The sequence below is a fragment of the Microbacterium sp. NPDC089987 genome (genome assembly GCF_044748505.1).
GTDB lineage: Bacteria > Actinomycetota > Actinomycetes > Actinomycetales > Microbacteriaceae > Microbacterium.
The window spans coordinates 173,332-191,639 of sequence record NZ_JBIVGE010000001.1; the positions used below are offsets into that span (position 1 = coordinate 173,332).

At 70.0% G+C, this 18,308-nt stretch carries 15 protein-coding genes; 9 read left to right on the top strand and 6 right to left on the bottom strand.

The annotated features are described in order from the left end of the window. Positions 1 to 5: 5 nt before the first annotated feature. Entirely contained in the window at positions 6 to 1,013 is a 1,008-nt protein-coding gene (locus ACIPV2_RS00875) for an FUSC family protein (protein WP_400837208.1), read from the bottom strand. 186 nt (positions 1,014 to 1,199) lie between these two features. Then, positions 1,200 to 1,967: a siderophore-interacting protein gene (locus ACIPV2_RS00880; protein ID WP_400837209.1), complete on the bottom strand. Its 768-nt coding sequence runs from the start codon at positions 1,965 to 1,967 to the stop codon at positions 1,200 to 1,202. An 84-nt stretch (positions 1,968 to 2,051) separates the two neighbouring features. On the opposite strand from ACIPV2_RS00880, the gene ACIPV2_RS00885 reads away from it, so the two are divergent. Genes ACIPV2_RS00885 through ACIPV2_RS00900 form a run of 4 tightly spaced genes read left to right on the top strand, consistent with a single transcriptional unit; the run spans position 2,052 to position 5,922 of the window. Further along, on the top strand, positions 2,052 to 3,044 hold the full coding sequence (locus ACIPV2_RS00885; RefSeq protein ID WP_400837211.1) for a siderophore ABC transporter substrate-binding protein: 993 nt from the start codon (positions 2,052 to 2,054) through the stop codon (positions 3,042 to 3,044). 52 nt (positions 3,045 to 3,096) lie between these two features. Continuing rightward, complete coding sequence (locus ACIPV2_RS00890; protein ID WP_400837214.1) at positions 3,097 to 4,119, top strand: ABC transporter permease; 1,023 nt, start codon at positions 3,097 to 3,099, stop codon at positions 4,117 to 4,119. A gap of 22 nt (positions 4,120 to 4,141) precedes the next feature. Next, positions 4,142 to 5,170: an iron chelate uptake ABC transporter family permease subunit gene (locus ACIPV2_RS00895; RefSeq protein WP_400839874.1), complete on the top strand. Its 1,029-nt coding sequence runs from the start codon at positions 4,142 to 4,144 to the stop codon at positions 5,168 to 5,170. Beyond that, the gene (locus ACIPV2_RS00900) at positions 5,167 to 5,922 is read left to right on the top strand and encodes an ABC transporter ATP-binding protein (protein ID WP_400837217.1); all 756 of its coding nucleotides are present in this window, start codon (positions 5,167 to 5,169) and stop codon (positions 5,920 to 5,922) included. The genes ACIPV2_RS00895 and ACIPV2_RS00900 overlap by 4 nt, the downstream gene beginning before the upstream one ends. A gap of 253 nt (positions 5,923 to 6,175) precedes the next feature. Here ACIPV2_RS00900 and ACIPV2_RS00905 read toward each other — a convergent pair whose 3' ends face one another. Then, positions 6,176 to 7,117: a DNA-3-methyladenine glycosylase family protein gene (locus ACIPV2_RS00905; protein ID WP_400837219.1), complete on the bottom strand. Its 942-nt coding sequence runs from the start codon at positions 7,115 to 7,117 to the stop codon at positions 6,176 to 6,178. A 173-nt stretch (positions 7,118 to 7,290) separates the two neighbouring features. Beyond that, positions 7,291 to 7,980 carry a winged helix-turn-helix domain-containing protein gene (locus tag ACIPV2_RS00910; protein ID WP_101188086.1) on the bottom strand — a complete coding sequence of 230 codons (690 nt, stop codon included), beginning with the start codon at positions 7,978 to 7,980 and terminating at the stop codon, positions 7,291 to 7,293. Between the two features lie 333 nt (positions 7,981 to 8,313). Here ACIPV2_RS00910 and ACIPV2_RS00915 point away from each other — a divergent pair, with 333 nt between their 5' ends. From ACIPV2_RS00915 to ACIPV2_RS00925, 3 genes are read left to right on the top strand one after another with little or no spacing between them, the layout of a single operon-like run. After that, positions 8,314 to 8,622 carry a GNAT family N-acetyltransferase gene (locus ACIPV2_RS00915; RefSeq protein WP_101188087.1) on the top strand — a complete coding sequence of 103 codons (309 nt, stop codon included), beginning with the start codon at positions 8,314 to 8,316 and terminating at the stop codon, positions 8,620 to 8,622. A 50-nt stretch (positions 8,623 to 8,672) separates the two neighbouring features. After that, positions 8,673 to 9,830, top strand: coding sequence for an exonuclease SbcCD subunit D (locus tag ACIPV2_RS00920; protein WP_400837224.1), 1,158 nt, complete (start codon positions 8,673 to 8,675; stop codon positions 9,828 to 9,830). After that, on the top strand, positions 9,830 to 12,847 hold the full coding sequence (locus tag ACIPV2_RS00925; protein WP_400837227.1) for an AAA family ATPase: 3,018 nt from the start codon (positions 9,830 to 9,832) through the stop codon (positions 12,845 to 12,847). Before ACIPV2_RS00920 ends, ACIPV2_RS00925 begins: the two co-directional genes overlap by 1 nt. A gap of 38 nt (positions 12,848 to 12,885) precedes the next feature. On the opposite strand, the gene ACIPV2_RS00930 is transcribed toward ACIPV2_RS00925, so the two are convergent. Next, complete coding sequence (locus ACIPV2_RS00930; RefSeq protein ID WP_101188090.1) at positions 12,886 to 13,443, bottom strand: nucleoside phosphorylase; 558 nt, start codon at positions 13,441 to 13,443, stop codon at positions 12,886 to 12,888. 49 nt (positions 13,444 to 13,492) lie between these two features. Between ACIPV2_RS00930 and nadE the strand changes: the two genes are divergently transcribed. Continuing rightward, a complete protein-coding gene (gene nadE, locus ACIPV2_RS00935) occupies positions 13,493 to 14,311 on the top strand; it encodes an ammonia-dependent NAD(+) synthetase (RefSeq protein WP_400837230.1) in 819 nt (272 codons plus the stop codon). Positions 14,312 to 14,391: 80 nt separating this feature from the next. Next, entirely contained in the window at positions 14,392 to 17,913 is a 3,522-nt protein-coding gene (locus ACIPV2_RS00940; protein ID WP_400837233.1) for a TM0106 family RecB-like putative nuclease, read from the top strand. Positions 17,914 to 18,016: 103 nt separating this feature from the next. Here ACIPV2_RS00940 and ACIPV2_RS00945 read toward each other — a convergent pair whose 3' ends face one another. Further along, the gene (locus tag ACIPV2_RS00945) at positions 18,017 to 18,235 is read right to left on the bottom strand and encodes a hypothetical protein (RefSeq protein ID WP_400837236.1); all 219 of its coding nucleotides are present in this window, start codon (positions 18,233 to 18,235) and stop codon (positions 18,017 to 18,019) included. Positions 18,236 to 18,308 lie beyond the last annotated feature (73 nt).

The window sequence follows — 18,308 nt, forward strand, 5'->3', positions numbered from 1 at the left end:
TGCGCTCAGCTGCGTGAATGCTCGCGCGGATGCACCAGGCCGGAGAGGGCGCCCAGCGCCGCCCCGGCCAGGGTGTCGATCACGCGCTCGACGGCGACCGACATGTCACCGATTCCTCCCGTCGCGGCGCCGAGCAGCAGCAGCACCAGCGGGGTGATGAGCGTCAGCGCGAGAGCGTAGTTGCGGACCACGACCAGTTCGATCGAGAACTGGAGGACGCCCAGCAGGACTGCCAGCCACAGGCCGCTCGGATGCAGCAGCGCGAGCAGCGCGTACACCCCGGCGCCGGCGATCGTGCCCAGCATCCGATGCGTGGCGCGCTGCAGCGCCGCACGTCTGCTTGACGCGACGCCGATCACGGCGACCGCGGCGCCGACGATCCAATAGGCGCGCGCGGGGTCGAGGAACAGGCTCGTGAGCGTGCCGAGCACGCTGACCAGCACGACGCGCAGCACCAGCATGCGGGCATCCGCATCCCACGACGGGCCGGGGAACAGCTCCCGCAGCGGGCGGGCGTGATGGGCGCGCACCCGCGCGATCACCAAGGGCGACATGGCGACCAGGTACGAGAACGCGCAGCCGGCGCTGATCGCGGCGATATAGCCGGCCGGTGTGATCGGAGCGGATCGCATCACCGTGGCCGACAGCCCGAACACCAGGACGAAGAACAGCGGGCCGGGCGGACCCAGCCGGAACCCGAAGGCGAGGGCCGCACTCACGATCGCGACCAGCACGATGCCGATGCTCACCAGCAGGGGAGCATGTGCGGCGGCGACACCGAGTGCCGCGCAGACGATGAGAGCTGCAGCCACGAACGGCAGCATCCGGGCCCGCTCGACGACCGGCAGGGATCCGGCGAACAGCACGGTGAACGCTCCGGATGCGGCGATGTAGCCCAGCATCGGCTGCCCGAGCAGTGTCATGGCGGCGATCGGCACCGCGATGCCGAGAGCCGCCTGCAGTCCGAGCTGCCAGCGCGGGCCGCGGGAGGGGCCGAAGGCGAACAGACTCACCGCACCATTCTTTCAGGCAGCGGTGCGCGGCGGCGCTCAGGCCGGCGGGTTGTGCTCCACGAACCCGGCGTCGTACCGCGCGCGGATCGCAGGACTTCGCATGAAATGCAGGAGGGATGCCCGGCATCCCTCCTGCATTTCGGGAGATCTCCTGCGTTTCGCGAGATCCTGCGCTTCGCGCCGCGCTCAGTGCGGGGCGTGGTACTCGGTCTCGTCGCGCTTCCAGTAGCCCTTCACGACGGCCTTCGCCACGTCGACGTCCCAGCGGGCGAGCAGCGCGCGGCCGGGCTTGACGATCGACTGCTCGGCGGCGATGAAGACGAAGGGGTCAAAGCCCACGGCATCCGTCTCGCCCAGGCCGTCGAGGAACGACATGAGCGCCGATCCGGCCGAAGCCTCCCCGCGATGCAGCCACTCGACAGCGACCGGCGCATCGATCTCGACCTGGTCAGCCTCGGAGACGACCTCGATCACGATGCGCGCTGGCGCACCGGCAGGGATCATCCCCGCGAATCGACGGATTGCGGGGATGGCGGTCTCGTCGCCGACGAGCAGCCACGATCCCGGCTCACCGGTCAGCACCGCCGACCCTCGCGGGCCGCCGACGCCGACGAAAGAGCCGAGCGGAGCGGATGCCGCCCATCGGGCGCCGACGCCCTCATCGCCGTGCACGGCGAACTCGACGTCGAGCCAGTTCTCGCCCCACGCGAGGGGCGTGTACTCCCGGCTCGGCGAGGCACGCAGCTCATCGACCGAGTCGGTCGCAGACGCGGCGAAGAACAGCCGCATGTGGTCATCTGCGCCGAGCGATTCGAAGCCGGCGAGATCCGCGCCGGTCAGGCGCACGCGCACGTAGTTCGGTGCGAGCCACTCCCGCTCGGCGAGGGTCGCGGCACGGAAGTGCAGATCGAGTCCCTGTCGTTCGATCGAGAAACCTGATTTCACATCGCTCATAAAGTAAGGCTAACCTAAGTCCCGGCGAGATCGAATTCGCCCTCGCGCAGCTCGCGCACCACACCGCAGAACAGGAGACTCTCCATGTCCATGCCCCGAATCCTCGGCGGAACCGCCCTCGGTCTCGTCAGCGTCCTCGCGCTCGCCGGCTGCGCCGCGGGCCCCGCTGCCGAAGCCGAAGGCGCCGCGCCTACCAGCGCCACCGTCACCGTCGAGGACAACAACGGCACGCACAAGATCTCCACCCCGCCGAAGTCGGTCGTCGCCACGGACAACCGCACCTTCCAGACGCTCAGCGACTGGGGCATCGAGCTCAGCGCCGGCGCTGTCGCCCTCATGCCCACCACCGTCGGATACAAGACCGACGAGAGCATCATCGACCTCGGCAACCACAACGAGCCCGACCTGGAGTCGATCGTCGCCGTCGAGCCCGACCTGATCATCAACGGCCAGCGCTTCACCCAGCACCACGACAAGATCGCGAACCTCGTTCCCGACGCGACCATCATCGAGCTCGACCCGCGCGAGGGGGAGCCCTTCGACGACGAGCTCAAGCGCCAGGTCACCGTGCTCGGCGAGATCTTCGGCAAGCAGAAGGAGGCCAAGAAGCTCGTCGACGACTTCGACGCCGCCGTCGCCCGCGCGAAGGACGCGTACGACGACGCCGAGTCGGTCATGGCCGTCACCACGTCCGGCGGCGAGATCGGCTACATCGCGCCCACGGCCGGCCGCACGCTCGGCCCGATCTTCGACATCCTCGGCCTCACGCCGGCACTCGAGGTCGAGGGTGCCACCGACGACCACCAGGGCGACGACATCTCGGTCGAGGCCATCGCCAAGTCGAACCCCGACTGGATCCTCGTCATGGACCGTGACGCCGTCTTCGCCGACCAGGAGCCGACCTACGTGCAGGCCGCCGAGATCCTCGAGAGCTCCGAGGCGCTGGCATCCGTCACCGCTGTCAAGGACGACCAGATCGTCTACATGCCCACCGACACGTACCTCAACGAGAGCATCCAGACGTACACGACCTTCCTCAACGACTTCGCCGACGCGCTCGCGAAGTCCGCGAAGTGACACCCGCGCGGTGGCATCCGATCGATCCCGGATGCCACCGCGCATTCGCACCATGACACGCACTCTTCCTCTCTCTGAACCCGCTCCCGCCCGCGCCGTCGCGGGACGCGGGAACGCGGCGACCCGCGGCAGGCTCTTCGACGGCAAGCTGCTGATCGGCATCCTCGTCGTCGCGGCCCTTCTCGTCGCGTCGCTGTTCACCGGCGTCTACGACATCGCAGGAGCCGCCGACGGCGCCGAGATGTTCCAGATCACCCGCATCCCGCGCACCATCGCGCTCGTGCTCGCGGGCGCCTCGATGGCCATGGCCGGTCTCGTCATGCAGCTGCTGACGCAGAACCGCTTCGTCGAGCCGACCACCACCGGCACGACGGAGTGGGCGGGGCTCGGCCTGCTCACCGTCATGCTCATCGTTCCGCAGCCGTCCCTTCCCCTGCGGATGGCGGGCGCCGTCATCGCCGCGTTCATCGGCACGATGATCTTCTTCCTCTTCCTCAAGCGCGTGTCGCTGCGCTCATCGCTCATCGTGCCGATCGTCGGCATCATGCTCGGGGCGGTCGTCGGCGCCGTCTCGACCTATCTCGCGCTCGCCACCAACACCCTGCAGAGCCTGGGCGTCTGGTTCGCCGGCAGCTTCACCTCGGTGCTGCGCGGCCAGTACGAGATGCTCTGGATCGTGGCAGCGGTCGGCGTCATCGTCTTCATCGTCGCCGATCGGCTGACCGTCGCCGGCCTCGGCGAGGAGATCGCCACCAACGTCGGTCTGGACTACGACCGGATCATGCTGCTCGGCACCGCGCTCATCGCCGTCGTCACCGGCGTCGTCACCGTGGTCGTCGGCAACCTGCCGTTCCTCGGACTGATCGTGCCCAACATCGTCTCGATGATGCGCGGCGACGACCTGCGCAGCAACCTGCCGTGGGTGTGCCTGCTGGGCATCGGGATCGTCACGGTTTGCGACCTGATCGGCCGCACCATCGTGATGCCCTTCGAGGTGCCGGTCTCGCTCATCCTCGGCATCGTCGGCGCTGTCGTGTTCGTGCTCCTCCTGCTCAGGCAGCGGCGCCGTGCTTAGGCGGGTGGACGCGCCCGGCCGGATGCAGGCAGCGCCGTCGACGCCGGCGCGAGCAGCGTTGGGCTGGTTCGCGGATGCCCGTGCCAGGCGTCGATACCTCATCGTGCTCAGCATCCTGATCGTGCTCTCGGCCGGGTTCGGCATCGGGCTGCTCGCCTGGGACAACCCGATGCCGTTCGGAACGGTCGGGTTCTGGCGCATCGCGGAGCTGCGCTTCACCAACGTGCTGGTGATGATCATCGTCGCGGTCTGCCAGGCCGTGGCGACGGTGAGCTTCCAGACCGTGGCGACCAACCGCATCGTCACGCCGTCGATCCTCGGATTCGAATCGCTGTACCGTGCCGTGCAGACCTCGTCGGTGTACCTGTTCGGGATCGCGGGACTCGTCGCGATACAGGGGCTGCTGCAGTTCAGCATCCAGATCGCGGTCATGGTGGCCCTCGCCATGCTGCTCTACGGCTGGCTGCTCACCGGACGCTATGCGAATCTGCAGGTCATGCTGCTGATCGGCATCGTGATCGGCGGCGGCCTCGGCGCCATCTCGACGTTCATGCAGCGGCTGCTGACGCCCAGCGAGTTCGACGTGCTCGCCGCGAGGCTCTTCGGCAACATCTCGAACGCCGATGCCTCGTACCTTCCGGTCGCCGTGCCGCTGTGCGTGGTGGCATCCGCTCTGCTGTGGATGCGCGCCCGCCGCCTCAACGTGATGGCGCTGGGCGCCGACACCGCGAACGCGCTCGGCGTGAATCACCGGCGGGAGCTGATGATCACGCTGTTCCTCGTCGCCGTGCTGATGGCGACCTCGACGGCGCTGGTCGGGCCGATGACGTTCCTCGGGTTCCTCGTCGCGACGCTGGCGTACCAGTTCGCGGGCTCCGACGATCACCGCCTGGTGTTCCCGGTGGCGGTGCTGACGGCCTTCACGATCCTGTCGGGCGCGTACTTCGTCATGCGCAACATCTTCTACGCGCAGGGCGTCGTCTCGATCATCATCGAGCTGGTCGGCGGCGTCGTGTTCCTCATCGTCATCCTCAAGAAGGGCCGCCTGTGATCACCATCGAGAAGGTTCGCCGGGAGTACGCGACCGACGTGGCGATCGGGCCGCTCGACCTCGTCATCCCCGAGGGCGGCATCACGGCGCTGATCGGTCCGAATGGGGCCGGCAAGTCGACGCTGCTCACGATGGTCGGCCGGCTGATGGGGATGGATGCCGGTTCCATCGCGATCGCAGGACTGGATGTCGCCTCGACGAAGTCGGCGGACCTCGCGAAGGTCGTGTCGATCCTGCGCCAGGAGAACCACTTCGTGACCCGCCTGACGGTGCGGCAGCTGGTGGGGTTCGGACGCTTCCCGCACTCGAAGGGCCGGCTCACCAGGGCGGACGAAGACGTCATCAGCCGCTCGATCGACTTCCTCGATCTCGGGATGCTCGAGCACCGCTACCTCGACGAGCTGTCGGGCGGTCAGCGCCAGCGCGCGTACGTCGCGATGGTGCTCGCGCAGGACACGGATGTGGTGCTGCTCGACGAGCCGCTGAACAACCTCGACATGAAGCACGCCGTGACGATGATGGCGCAGCTGCGGCGCGCCGCCGACGAGCTCGGACGCACGATCGTGATCGTGCTGCACGACATCAACTTCGCCGGCCACTACGCCGACCGCATCTGCGCCATGAAGGACGGGCAGGTCGTTGAGTTCGGCACCCCCGCCGAGATCATGACCGACGAGGTGCTCACGCGCGTGTTCGAGACCCCCGTGCAGGTGATCGACGGCCCGCACGGACCCCTCGCCGTGTACTACTGAGCGGATCGTCCCGCCTCGCCGACCCGCCTCGCCGAGGAATCATGTTCTGCGTGAGAAACCAGGTTGTGCGCGAGAACCCACGTTCCGCGTGAGAAACCATGTTCCGCGTGAGAAACAAGGCCTGCGGGTGTTTCTCATGCGCGATGTGGTTTCTCAGCGGCGAGGGGCGGGCGCGAAGGCGGACGGGACGGGCGCGGACGGGCGAAGGCGCGCGGACGCGCCGGGACGGGCGCGAAGGCGGGGCGCCGCGCGGTCAGCGGTCGCGGTGGTCTTCGGGGGCGAGGCGGGCGCCACGGCGCGGCTCGCGGGAGCCGGATGCCCAGATCAGCCGGATCACGCGCTGGCGATGGCCTGCCCACGGGGCGAGCAGCTCGAGCATCCCGTCATCGTCGGTGCGGTGACCGGTGAGGGCGAACCCGACCTCGTGCGCGAGGTGATAATCACCCACGCTCACGGCATCGGGATCGCCGAGCGCCCGGATGCGCGTCTCCGCGGAGGTCCACACGCCCACGCCGTGCAGGCTCGTCAGCACCCGTTCTCGGTCGGCCCCGTCGACCGCGGCGAGGGCCGCGCGTTCGATGCTCGCCCCTCGTCGCGCTGCGGCGACGATGGTGCGTGACTGCGGCGGCTCGACGGCCGCGCGATGCCACTGCCACGACGGGATGCTCCGCCACACCTCGTGCGAGGGGGAGGCGAACATCGGTCGCGGCGTCGGGCCGGGCGCGCGTTCGCCGAAGCGGCTCACCAGGTACCGCCAGGCGCCGAACGCCTGCATTCCGGTGACCTTCTGCTCGATGATCGCGCACGCGAGGGCATCGAAGACGCGGTCGGTGCGCGCCATCCGGATGCCGGGATGCCGGCGTGACACCTCTTCGAGCAGCGGGTGGTCGATGACGAACCCGGCGTCATCGTCGTCAGCGCCGCACAGCCGGGGAACGACGTCGAGTGCCTCGCCGGCGCCGGGCCCCCAGGCCGAGGCATGGACCCCGTCGGAGCCCTGCCGAAGGCACAGCGTCGCGATCCCGGCATCCGTCCGGAAGGTCATCCAGATGCGGGGTCCGTCGATGACCATCGTGGGATCTGTTCCGCCGCGGCGCAGCATCCCGACCGTGCGACCGAGATGCAGCGGGTGCGGCGGACGATAGACGGATTCGCGCGCCGGGGCGGGCGCGACGGCATCCGTCATCAGGGTCATGCCAGCACCCTACGCGCCGTCCCTGACATTGCCTCCCGGCCGGGGCACTCTGACCGCCGACACCCCTATCTGTCGTCGACACCCCTGTCTGCGGACGTCCACACCTGGGGGTGTCGGCAGGAAGTGGGGGTCTCGGCGAGAGAGCGAGCGGCGAGAGAGCGAGCGGGGCGGGCTCAGAAGCGGTCGGGGGAGGGGGTGCCGTGGCCGTAGCGGATCGACACGTCGGCGTGACGATCGAAGCGGTAGCCGACGCCGCGCACGGTGCGCACGATGTCCTCGTGGCGGCCGAGCTTGGCGCGCAGGCGACGCACGTGCACGTCGATGGTGCGCTCGCCGGGAGCCTCGTCATCGGCGGATGCCTGCCACAGCGCCGAGACCAGCTCGCTGCGCTCGATCGTGCGGCCCTCGCGCAGCACCAGGTACTGCAGCAGCTCGAACTCCTTGTAGGTGAACGAAGCGGACTCGCCGTCGAGCAGCACGCGCTTGCGGGAGATGTCGACGACGACACCCGACTCCTCGTCCTTCTCCTCCTCGACAGCGGCGTTGGCGCGGGCGATGGCGCCGGGCTCGTGCAGGGCGAGGCGCACGACGTCCAGGTCGCGGCCGCCGGCGGACTGCGGGGCGAGGGCGACGGTGGCGTGCGTCTCGGCGGTCGGGGCGAGCTCGGCGAGCGTGCGGCGCAGCGCGTCGACGAGCACCGGGAGGCTGATGCCGGCGGATGCCGCCTTGATCTCGTCGATGCCGACGTAGAGGGCGAACCCGCGAGGTGAGCGGACGGAGGGGAGGTCTGCGGCGGCGTCTGCGGGCGAGACCACCCGGACAGGGGCGGTGACGGGACGCTCGAGGAGGGCGGTGTTCGACATGATGATGGATCCTTGCGTGAGCCGAGGAACTCGGGATGCGTTGCACGAATGACCGGGCGGAGCCGGTGGGAGATGAGCGCGAAGGGTGGGCGCTCAGAGACTCGTCCTCAGATCGAGGAGAATTCAGCGAGTCAGGCTGGGTGGTTGCGCCTTAGCAACACATTCGGCAACACATGCCAACGCGACCGGGCATCATCATCCCGGCAGTCCCGTTCGCCTCCTGGGCGGACAGAGGGCTTGCGTTGGTGGTCATGGGGGTGATTATTTCCCACGGAGACCTCCCATGTCAAAACGTGACAATCCCGGCAATGAAACACGACGTAACGTTGTGGGGTGAGTTCAACCGCCGATGCCGCTGATTTCGTGTTCCTGGATGAGAAGGATGCATCGCGCTGCACCCTCACGCGCGACGGCGAGCTGCTGAGCGTTCTCGACTACCGCGACGACGGCGCGACCGTCGCGATGACGCGCGCGTACACGATCCCGACGCACCGCGGGCACGGGTACGCCGCCCGTGTGGTGGCGGGAGCCGTGGCCGACATCGAGGCCCGAGGAGACCGCCGCATCGACGCGGTGTGCTGGTACGTCGCCGACTGGTTCGACGCGCATCCCGACAAGCAGCATCTGCTGCGCCGCCGCTGATCGCGGCACGCCTCGGACGCGATGTCGGAGGCAGTACGTACCGTGTGAGTATGCGCATCCTGCACACCTCTGACTGGCACATCGGCCGCACGTTCCACGGGCACTCCACGCTCGCGGCGCTGGCTGAGGTGCTCGACGCGCTGGTCGTGCAGGTGCGTGAGCACGCGGTCGACGTGGTGATCGTCGCCGGTGATGTGTTCGATTCCGCCACGCCCGGGGCATCCGCCTACACGCTGCTCGACGACGCTCTGCTCGCGCTGCACGAGACCGGCGCCACCGTGGTCATGACCAGCGGCAACCACGACTCCGCCGCTCGCCTGGGGTTCCACTCCCGGCTGCTGCGCGACGGCATCCACGTGCTCACCGATCCGCTCGCCATCGCCACACCGGTGACCGTGCACGACGAGCACGGCCCGGTGCACTTCTTCGGCATCCCCTACCTCGAGCCCGCGATCGTCCGCCGGCACTGGATCGACGACGAGCGCTCGCTGCGCACGCAGGCGCAGGTGATGCAGCACGCCATGGACCTCGTGCGCGAGGGCATGGCGGCCAACGCGGGTCGATCGGTCGCCGTCGCGCACTGCTTCGCCGCCGGGGTCGACGCGACCGTCGGGCTCGAGCGCGAGGTGCGCCAGGGCGGCCTCGACATGGTGCCGCTGGCCGGCTTCGACGGGCCCGACTACGTCGCGCTCGGGCACATCCACGGCCGCCAGCAGCTGAGCGACCGGGTGCGATACTCCGGTGCGCCGCTGCACTACAGCTTCGGCGAGCAGCACAAGCAGCGCGGCTCGTGGCTGGTCGACCTCGACGCCGAAGGTCTGGCATCGATCGAATGGCTCGACCTTCCGATCCCGCGCGCTCTCGTGACGCTCACCGGCTCGCTCGACGACATCCTCAGCGACGAGAACGCCCGCCACGCCGACGACTGGGTGTGCGCCGTCTACACCGACGCCGTGCCGCAGCACGAGCCGATGCGGCGGCTGCGCGAGCGGTTCCCGTTCTGCGCGCTGGTGCAGCACCAGCCCGAGGGGGCGGATGCCGCTGACGAGCGCTCGTACACGCAGCGCCTGCGCGCCGCGGTCAGCGACGTCGACCGGATCGAGGCGTTCCTCGAGCACGTGCGGGCCGGCCAGGGCGCGACCGAGCGCGAGGCCGAGCTGATCCGCGAGGTGCTCGACGACCGGGTGCGCACCGAGGCGCTCGTCTGATGCAGCTGCACCGCCTCGAGATCGAGGGGTTCGGGCCGTTCCGCGAGCGCCAGAGCATCGACTTCGACGCCTTCGCCGACGACGGCATCTTCCTCATCGCCGGACGCACGGGCGCGGGCAAATCGAGCATCCTCGACGCCGTGTGCTTCGGTCTGTACGGCGGAGTGCCCCGCTACGAGAAGGGCGGCGAGAAGCGGCTGCGCAGCGATCACTGCGAACCCGACGACATCACCGAGGTCGTGGTGGAGTTCAGCACGGTCGCGGGCCGGTATCGAGTGACACGCTCACCGGAGTACCAGCGTCCGGCCAAGCGCGGCGGCGGGCTCACCAAGCAGGCGGCCGCCGTCTCGCTGGAAGAGCTCACCGACGCCGGCTGGGTGGGGATCGCGGCTCGCGCCGTCGACGTCGCGAACGAGCTGAACGAGATCCTGCAGCTCACCCAGGAGCAGTTCCTGCAGGTCATCCTGCTCGCGCAGAACCGGTTCGCCGACTTCCTCCTCGCCGACAGCCGCGAGCGTCAGGCGCTGCTGCGCCGCCTGTTCGGCACCGAGCGGTTCGCCGACTATCAGGCCCGGTTCGACGAGCGCCGCCGCGAGGCCGAGAACGCACTGGGCGGCAGCAGGGCGACAGTCGACGCGCGACTCGACGAGGCCGAGCGGATCGTCGGCGACGCCGAGCTGTGGGGCGACGACGCGGACGCCCTTCCGGATACGACGGATGCCAGGATCGAGCGTCTTCGTCGTGCGATCGCCCGCGCCGACTACCGGGTCGAGCAGCTCGGCACCGAGCGCGCGGCCGCGGAGAAGGCGCTTGCATCGACCGACGCAGCGCTCACCGCGCTCACCGAGCAGCGCCGGGCGCAGTCCGACCGCGACCGCGCGCGCTCGGCGCTGGCGGCACTGGAGGCCCAGACGGATCAGATCGCGGATGCCACCACGCGGCGTGATCGCGCCCGCGCGGCCGACGCGCTGCGCACCCTCATCACCGCCGCGGCACGGGCATCCGCCGCTCGAACCGCCGCAGCGCAGGCCGAGGAGAGCGCGGTCACCGCTGCTGCCGGCCTCATTCATGCGGATGCGCCCCGGCCGGGCACGGGGCCCGACCGCACGCGAGCGGCCGCGTATCGCGAGCTCGCGACTGAGCGCACACGCGAGTGCGGCGCGTGGGATCAGGCAGCCCAGCTCGAAGCCGGCGCAGCGCGCCGCGCGGCCGAACTGAAAGCGGCGCAGGTCGCGGTGAGCACCGCCTCGGACGCTCTCAGCGCTCTCGACGCCGAGCGCGCGACGCTCCCCGCCCAGATCGCCGAACTGACCGCCGAGCGTGACCTGGCCCGTCGCGATGGCGATCGCCTCGACAACGTCACGCAGAGTGTCGCGCTTGCCGAGAAGCAGCACGCGGGCGCCCTGGATGCCGAGCGCCTGAGTTCCGCGGTCGCGGCGGCGGCGTCCGCCGAGTCCGACGCCTCCGATGCGCACACGCGTGCCCAGGCCGAGCTCGCGCTCCTGCGACGGCGCCGCCTCGACGGATACGCCGGCGAACTCGCGACGGCGCTCGTCGACGGTGAGCCCTGCGCCGTGTGCGGTTCCACCGCGCATCCGGCCCCCGCCGCGCACGCCGATCCGGTGTCGGCCGACGACATCGAGGCCGCCGAGATCGCACGCGATGCCGCGGCAGCGGTCGAACGCGCGGCTTCGCGGACCCTCGCTGAGCGCACCGCCGAGCTCGCCGCCGCTGTCGAGCGCTCCGGCGGACTCAGCGTCGCCGACGCGAGCGGCCAGCTCACGCAGGCCATCGCCGCCCGCGAGGCGGCCGAAGCCGCCGTCTCTCGCGCACGGCAGCTGAGCGTCAGCGTCGAGGAGCTCCAGCGCGGCCTCGTCGACCTCGAGCAGCGCCGCGCAGCGGCATCGGATGCCCTCGCCGCCTCCCGCACAGAGCTGTCCCTCATCGAGCAGCGCATCACCGACGCAGATGCCGCCATCGCACAGGCACGAGGCGAGCACGACACGGTCGCCGCCCGGCTCGTCGAGGCACGTGAGCAGATCGCGCTCGCCACCGCTGCGGCCGAGGCGATCGAGACGCACGCCGACGCCGCCGGGCGAGAGCGTGGCGCGAGCGCCGAGCTCCACGAGGCTCTCGACGCCTCCGTCTTCGACGAGGTCACGGAGGCCGAGCACGCCATGCTCAGCGCGGCAGAGCTGGCGGCTCTCGACGAACGCATCACGGCCTACGCGGTCGACGTGAAGAAAGAGCGCGCGCTGCTGCTCGACCTCGAGATGCGGATGCTGCCGGAGGAGCCGATCGACCTCGCGCCCGCCGAGCAGGCCGCGCAGCACGCTCGGGATGCCTGGCAGGGCGCGGTCGACGCGGACAGCCATGCGCGCAGCGTGCAGAAGGGGCTCACGGCGACCGTCGACTCGGCCGCGCGTGCCCATGAGGCATCGGCGGAACAGGCCGCCGAGTTCGAGGTGCTGCGGGGTCTCGCCGACGCGCTCGCCGGCCGATCGGGGAACACGCACAAGATGAACCTCGAGACGTTCGTGCTCGCCGCTGAACTCGAAGAGATCGTTTCCGCCGCCAACCTGCGGCTGCACGACATGTCCGACGGCCGCTATCAGCTGCGCCACTCCGACGCGCTCGCAGCGCGCGGCGCGGCATCCGGCCTTGGCATCGTTGTGTTCGACGCCTTCACCGGACAGACGAGACCCGCCAAATCGCTCTCCGGCGGCGAGACGTTCCTGTCGTCGCTGGCGCTGGCGCTGGGACTGGCCGAGGTCGTCACGGCGCGCGCCGGGGGCATCCGGCTCGACACGCTCTTCATCGACGAGGGGTTCGGGTCACTCGACGCCGACACGCTCGAGACGGCGATGCGCACCCTCGACGAGCTGCGCCAGGGCGGGCGCACGGTCGGCGTGATCAGCCACGTCGAGGCGATGCAGGAGCAGATCCCGGCTCAGCTGAGCGTCCGCACGGTTCCCGACGGGCACAGCGTCATCGACGCACCGCGGCGCGCGAGCTGAGGCGCGCCGGCTGCGGCGCGCCGAGGCGCGCGGGCTGATCAGAGCGGGTATTCGCTGCGCATGTGCTCCCAGAGCTGCGCGCTGCACGCGGCGACGACGTCATCCCACACCTGCGTCGCGCCGTCCTGAGCGCGATCCGAGACCACGCGCATCACCCGGATCGGCACGTCGAACTTCTGCGCCACCCAGATGAACGAGAACGTCTCCATGTCGACCAGCACGCCGCCGAGACCGCGGATCCGCGCGACCGCGTCCGCGTCGTCGACGAAGATGTCGCCCGTCGCGATGGTCACTCCGTCGCGGCCGGTCTCCACGCGCGCAGGCAGCGACACGTGCTGCCCGATGATGCCGTCGAGATCCTGCACGTCGTGCTGGATCGCCGCGCTCACGTCGTAGATCCCCGACTCGACCGAGTCGTCCACGGCGCCGGCGGTGCCGACCACGACGATCTCGTCATATCGCTTGGCGTCGAGCGCGCGGGTCAGCCCGTACGCCGCCATGAGCTTTCCCGGACCCGTCACCAGCCGGTCGAAGCCGGGAAGCTCGGCGGGGAAGGCCTGAAGTTCGGATGCCAGGGCGGCGACGAGAAGTCTCACGCCCCCATCCTCTCAGCTGGGGGAGACTGGTACCGACGAAGGAGGCCCCATGACCATGCAGCAGCAGATCATCGAAGACCTGGGTGTGAAGCCCGAGATCGACCCCGCGGCCGAGAACGAGACGAGGATCGGATTCCTCGTCGACTACCTGCGCACCACCGGAGCGAAGGGGTACGTGCTCGGCATCTCCGGCGGTCAGGACTCGACCCTCGCCGGTCGCCTCGCGCAGCTCGCGGTCGAGCGCGTGCGAGCAGACGGGGGAGAGGCGACGTTCCTCGCAGTGCGTCTGCCGTTCGGCGTGCAGGCGGATGCCGCCGACGCGGAGGCCGCGATCGACTTCGTCGGGGCCGATCGCTCGGTGACCGTCAACATCCAGAACGGAGTCGACGGCCTCGAACGCGACCTCGAGGAGGGGCTCGGCGACAGCATCAGCGACTTCAACCGCGGGAACATCAAGGCGCGGCTGCGCATGGTGGTGCAGTACGCGCTCGGAGGCCACGACGGGCTGCTCGTCCTCGGCACCGACCATGCCGCCGAGGCGGTGACCGGCTTCTACACGAAGTTCGGCGATGGAGCCGCCGATGTCGTCCCGCTCGAAGGGCTCAACAAGCGTCAGGGGCGGGCGATGCTCAAGCAGCTCGGCGCTCCCGAGCACCTCTACACGAAGGTGCCCACCGCCGACCTGCTCGACGGCATGCCGGGCCGCTCCGACGAGGACGAGCTCGGCCTCACCTATGAGCAGATCGACGACTACCTCGAGGGCAGGGAGGTCGAGCCGGCCGCCGCCGCGATCATCGAGCAGAAGTACCGGGCATCCCGGCACAAGCGGCACCTTCCCGTCGCCCCCTCCGACGGATGGTGGCGCTGAGAACCCGCCCCGAGCACCGGCGCCCCGGTGATGTCCGAGCCTGCGGATAGTGTCGAAGGCAGGCAAGGGAGAGGGGCATCGTGCGGGTCATCGCAGCGGAGAACCGGGTCGTCTGGAGCGCCAGCGACCTGAAGCTGGCAGCGGAGTGCGAGTTCGCCTGGGCGCGCGCCCTCGACGCGAAGCTCGGTCGTGTTCCCGCGGTGGAGGAGCCGGAGGATGCCACGCTCGAGCGTGCCGCCCGGCTCGGTGATCGCCACGAGGAGAAGGTGCTCGAGCGGTACCTCAGCGAGCTGGGGGAGTCGGTCGACGGCGGCCCGGGCGTGGTGGTGCTGCCGAAGGTGTCGTCTGCGGATGCCGGCGAGCTGGCCGCCACGGTCGACGCGACCGAGCGCGCGCTGCGCTCTGGCGCCTCGCTGGTCTTCCAGGCTGCCTTCTCGACTCCGGAGTTCGTCGGCTTCGCGGACTTCATCGCTCGCGACGAGCCGCTGCCCGGGGAAAGTGTCGGGCGCTGGCGGGTGCAGGACTCGAAGCTCGCTCGCACGGCACGCGCGACCGCGCTCATGCAGCTCGGCGCATACGTCGATCAGCTCGACCGGCTCGGCATCCCGCGCTCGGACGAGGTCGACCTGATCCTCGGCGACGGAACGACGAGCACGCATCGCGTCGACGACCTGCTTCCCCTGTTCCACGTGCGTCGTGCTCGCCTGCGCAGGCTGATCACCGACCGGCGGGTGGCCGACGGCTCGGCGGGCGAGCCGCTGGCATGGGGCGACGACCGCGGCGACCTGCAGATCACCGCATGCGGGCGCTGCGCGACGTGCGACGAGCAGGTGACCGCGCACCGCGACCTGCTGATGGTCGCCCGCATGCGCCCGGTGCAGCGACAGCGACTGCGCTCCGCGGGCATCCACTCGCTCGACGATCTCGTCGCCGCCGCCGATGCGCCTGACGGCATGAACCCCGATACCTTCACCGCGCTGCGCGCGCAGGCCCGGCTGCAGGCAGGAGTGGCGTCGGAGCCAGGCGCCGTGCCGCCGTTCGAGCTCGTCTCACCGAACGCGATCGGCCTCATGCCACGTCCCAGCAGGGGGGATCTGTTCTTCGACTTCGAGGGCGATCCGCTCTACACCGAGCCCGTGGCGCCCGGGGAGAGCCCGCGGTGGGGCATCGACTACCTGTTCGGGTGGACCGATAACGCCGAGCAGTACTCGGCTCTCTGGGCGCACACCTTCGCCGACGAGAAGACGGCGCTGCTCGACTTCCTCGAGTTCGTGAAGCTGCGTCGGCAGACGCATCCCGACATGCACATCTACCACTACGCCCCGTACGAGACCTCGCACCTCTCGGCGATGGCGGCACGGCACGGAGCGGAGGAGGCCGACGTCGACCGCCTGCTGCGCGAGGGCGTCTTCGTCGACCTGTACCCGATCGTGCTGCGCTCGGTGCGCATAGGATCGCGCTCGTACTCGATCAAGAAGCTCGAGCCGCTCTACATGGGCGACGAGGTGCGCACGAGCGACGTGCAGAAGGGCGACGACTCGATCGTCCAGTACGTGCAGGCGCGCGAGCTGCGCGCATCTGGTCGGGATGCCGAGGCGCAGGCGATCCTCGATGACCTCGCCGACTACAACCGCTACGACTGCGTGTCCACCAGGCGGCTGCGGGACTGGCTTATCGGGCTGGCGAGAGGAGCTGGAGTGGTTCCCGCTCCGCCGGACGACCCCGAGACCCGTGCCTACGAGCCGTCGCCGCTGTCGCTCGCGCTGCAGGCCGAGGCGAGTCGTGCCGGCGACGAGACGAGCGCGTCGTCGTACCGGGTCGCCGCCGCGGCGATCGACTACCACCCGCGTGAGGCGAAGAGCTTCTGGCAGGGGCACTTCCAGCGGCTGCGCGAACCGGTGTCGATCTGGGAGTCGACCAGAGACGTGCTGCGCGTCGACCCGACCGCGAGCCGCGTCGACGCGGACTGGGCAGTCGACGAGGGCCGCCGTGCCCAGACGCGCCTCGTGCGACTGCGTGGCGAGGTCGCGCCGGGCAGCACCCTGAACGTTGGCGGACGCCCGTTCGCGCTCTACGCGGTGCCGACGCCGTTCGACGCTCCCGCTCCCTCGCGCGTCATCCATGTGCCCCACGAGGTCGAGATCGTCGAGGTGCTCGACGATGGCTATGTGGTGCGCGAGCGCACAGTGCAGGGCCAGGTGTGGGACGAAGTGCCTGTCGCCCTCGCGCCTGCGGCGCCGCCGAACGTCCAATCGCAGCAGGGTGCCATCGAGGAGTGGGCGGCATCGCTGCATCACGCGGCGCCGAAGTTCCCCAGCGACGCCGCCACGGACATCCTGCGCCGCATCCCGCCGCGCACCGTCTCCGGCGCTCCGCTGCCGCCGACCGGGGCCGGCGACGACACGGTCGACGCGATCGTTCACGGAGTGCTCGACCTCGACGACAGCTACCTGGCCGTGCAGGGTCCTCCGGGAACCGGCAAGACCTACACCGGCTCGCAGGTCATCGCGCGCCTCGTGCGCGATCACGGCTACCGCATCGGCGTGGTCGCGCAGTCGCACGCGATCGTCGAGAACCTCCTCGAGCGCGTCGTCGCCGACGGGGTTCCGGCGGCGCAGGTCGCGAAGGCGCCGAAGGACCCGGATGCCGCGGAGCCGGCGTTCACGGTGATGCGCAAGGACGGCATGGCGGGCTTCCTTGCCGAGCACGCGCACCACGGCGCGGTCGTCGGCGGGACGGCGTGGGACTTCAGCAACACGAGGCGGGTCGACCGGAAGGGTCTTGATCTGCTGGTGATCGACGAGGCAGGCCAGTTCTCACTCGCATCCACCATCGCCGTCGCCGCGGGCGCCAAGCGGCTGCTGCTGCTCGGCGACCCACAGCAGCTGCCGCAGGTCAGCCAGGGCACGCACCCCGAGCCGGTCGACACCTCCGCGCTGGGCTGGGTGATGGACGGGTCCTCGGTCATCGACCCGCGATACGGCTACTTCCTCGCCGAGTCCTGGCGCATGCATCCGGCGGTTGCCGCGCCCGTCTCGCGCCTCTCGTACGCGAGCAGGCTGGCATCCGCCGCCGGAGCCGAAGGCCGCGTCGTCGAAGGCGTCGAGCCTGGGCTGCACATCGTGCCCGTGCGCCATCGCGGCAACGCCACGCAGTCGGTGGAGGAGGCTGCCGAGGTGGTGCGCATCGTGCGCGATCTCGTCGGCCGCACCTACGTCGACGGCATGTGCGACGACCCGCCCCGCCCGCTAGAGCAGCGCGACCTCATCGTCGTCGCCCCCTACAACGCGCAGAAGCAGCTCATCCACGACGAGCTGTCGTCGGCCGGGTATGACGGCGTCGCGGTCGGCACGGTCGACAACTTCCAGGGGAAGGAGGCGGTCGTCTCGATCACGTCGCTCGCCGCCTCCAGCGGACGCGACGCTCCGCGCGGACCGGAGTTCCTTCTGCTGCAGAACCGTCTCAATGTCGCGATCTCCCGGGCGAAGAGCGTCGCCTACCTCGTGCATTCGCCTGCTCTGCTGGACGACCTGCCCTGGACTCCCGAGGGCGTGGCGCGGCTGAGCGCCTTCGCGCACCTGGTGGGTGCGGACCGCGAGTGACCCGAGGTCGCCCCTCGCTCAGATCGCGAGGGGCGGCAGGCGGCGTGTCACCCGTGTGGCCCGGGAGCGGATGCCCGGGGCGCGGTCTCACGGAGTGACGTGATCACATCGAGACGTCGTTCTCGATGTCCTCTGCGAGGTCGTCGATCGCCTCGGGCCGCAGCCGCACGCCGGCCTCGTCGAAGCGCTCTTCCAGGACGTTGCTGACATCGTCATCGACCTGACCATGCCGGATCTCGTCGCGAACCTCCTCGACGACCTGCTCCACAGCCTCGGTGTCGTCGTCCGTGGCTGCCATGTTGTGCTCATCATCCCGTGTCATGTCGTGATGATCGGATGCGACGCTCGCCGGCGCCAACCCCCTTGACGCCCGCCGTCGCCGACGTGTCGGACGC